The sequence below is a fragment of the Stenotrophomonas acidaminiphila genome (assembly GCF_001431595.1).
Classification (GTDB): Bacteria; Pseudomonadota; Gammaproteobacteria; order Xanthomonadales; family Xanthomonadaceae; genus Stenotrophomonas; species Stenotrophomonas acidaminiphila.
In genome coordinates, this window is sequence record NZ_LDJO01000060.1 from 1 (window position 1) to 2,490 (window position 2,490).

Below are 2,490 nucleotides of genomic sequence, written 5' to 3' on the forward strand. Positions count from 1 at the left end.
CCGCGGCACCTCTCAGGCTCAGACACGGCATCGCCTTCCAGACCAACATCCTGGCGCTCAACGCCGCGGTGGAAGCCGCCCGGGCCGGCGAACAGGGCCGCGGCTTCGCCGTGGTCGCCTCGGAAGTACGCACCCTGGCGCAGCGCTCGGCCGGTGCCGCCAAGGAGATCAAGGAGCTGATCGAGAACTCGGTCGGCAAGGTCGCCGAAGGCTCGGCGCTGGTCCACCAGGCCGGCAGCACCATGGGCGAGATCGTGACATCGGTGCAGCGGGTGACCGACATCATGGCCGAGATCTCCGCCGCCTCGCAGGAACAGAGCGCCGGCATCGAACAGGTCAATCAGACCGTGATGCAGATGGACGAGACCACCCAGCAGAATGCCGCGCTGGTGGAGGAAGCCACCGCCGCCGCGCGTTCCATGGAAGACCAGGCCAACCAGCTGGCCGCGGCGGTATCGGTGTTCCGTACCACGGCCGGCAATGCCGGCGCCGTCCTCCCGCCGGTGGCCCGCGCCGCGCCAGCTGCCAGCGCGCCCCGGGCCCCGGTACCGAAGCTGGCCCCCGCTCCACGCGCGGTCGATTCGACGACCATCGCCGATGCCGGCGACTGGCAGGAGTTCTGAGCGGATCCGTGCAATAAGCCGCCGCCGGCCCTGGCCAGGGCCGGCGAGCGGGTGCGGATTTTCCGACGGACGGCAGCGAAGGCCCTCAAGAACCGCCGCCACCGACCGATGAAGCAAGGGATTCCGCCCTTATCGGTCCATCCATGCCCGCCTCGTCCTCACGCTCCCCCTCCGGCGAACGCAAGAGCAGCGTCGCCACCCGCCTGATGCTGGGCATCGCCCTGATCGCCCTGGCCGCCTTCGGCCTCACCGCCGCCATCAGCTACTGGAAGAGCAGCCGCGCGCTGCTGGCGTCTTCGCAGGCCACCCTGGAGAATCTGGCCCGCTACGAGGCCCAGCATCTTTCCACCGAGATGAGCCAGACCTACGACGCGGTGCAGACGCTGGCCGAGAACCTGGGCACCCAGCGCGGGCAGATCAGCCGCGCCGCCATCTCGCAGACCTTCAGGCAGCAGATGGAGCTGCATCCCGAGCGTGCCGGCATGTGCGTGCTGTGGGAGCCGGATGCGTTCGACGGCAACGACGCGCAGTTCGTCGATGCCCCCGAACACGACGCCACCGGCCGCTTCATGAGCTACTGGGCGCGGGTCGGCGGCGAGCTGGTCAGCGAGCCGTTGCGCGACTACGAGGATCCCAAGCTCGGCGCCTGGTACGTGACGCCGCGGACGCTGAAGAAGCCGGTCATCATCGAGCCGTATCCCTACGAGGTCGGCGGCAAGACGCTGATGCTGACCACCATCGCCATTCCGATCATGGATGGCGACAAGGTGCTCGGCGTGGTCACCTCCGACTTCGAGCTTTCCGCCCTGCAGGAACGCATCGCCCAGCTCCGGCCGATGGGCCAGGGCCGTACCGAACTGTTGTCGCCGATGGGCATGGTGGTGGCCTCGCCGGACGCGGCCAACGTCGGCAAGACCCGCGACGACGACACCACCCGGGCGATCCTGGCGGCCGTGGCCGAGGACAAGCTCTACAGCAATTTCCAGGCCGATGAAGGCGGGATGGTCGAGGTCTATGCGCCGCTGCGCATCGGCAAGAGCGACCGCCGCTTCGCGCTGGGGGTGATGGTGCCGCGCGACCTGCTCACCGCGCAGGCGCGCTCGCTGTTGGAACTGGTGGCCCTGGTCGGCCTGCTGGCCGCCGCCTCGCTCTGTGCCGGCCTGTGGCTGCTGCTGCGGGCGATGGTACTGCGCCCGCTGGCCGACGCCGTGCGCGTCTCCGCCGACGTCGCCCAAGGCAAGCTCGACACCACCATTCCCGCGCGCCGCAACGACGAGCTCGGCCAGTTGCTGCGGGCGCAGTCGCACATGCGCGACCAGATCCGGGCGGTGATCCAGGCGCAGGGCGAAATGGCCGCAAGCCACGACGCCGGCAGCGTGAGCCACCGCATCGATGCGTCCCGCTTCCCCGGCGACTACGGGGTGATGGTCGCCGGCACCAACCAGCTGGTGTCCAGCCACCTGGACGTGACCGCGCGGATCGTCGAAGTGATGCAGCGCTACGCGCACGGCGACCTGTCGGTGGACATGGACCGCCTGCCGGGCGAAAAGGCCGCCATCACCCGGGCCATGGACGAGACCAAGGCCAGCCTGTCGGCGATCAACGCCGAGATCAGGCGCCTGGCCAGCGCGGCCGCCGCGGGCGATTTCAGCGTGCGTGGCGATGCCGACCGCTTCGAGCACGATTTCCGCGAGATGGTGGCCGGTCTCAACCGCCTGATGGAAACCACCGACAGCAACCTGTCCGACGTTTCGGCGCTGCTGCAGGCCATCGCCCGCGGCGACCTGACCGCGCGCATGCACGGTGATTTCCAGGGCGTGTTCGCGCGGATGCGCGACGACGCCAATGCCACCGTCGCGCAGCTGAC

Annotated in this window: 2 protein-coding genes; both read left to right on the top strand. The window is 69.4% G+C overall.

All coding sequences use genetic code 11. From position 1 onward, the window contains the following. Nucleotides 1–623: methyl-accepting chemotaxis protein (locus tag ABB33_RS14830; protein WP_248842461.1), on the top strand; the 623-nt coding region annotated here is incomplete at its 5' end. A gap of 143 nt (nt 624–766) precedes the next feature. After that, a partial coding sequence (locus tag ABB33_RS14835; RefSeq protein WP_056932619.1) for a cache domain-containing protein occupies nt 767–2,490 on the top strand: 1,724 nt, incomplete at its 3' end.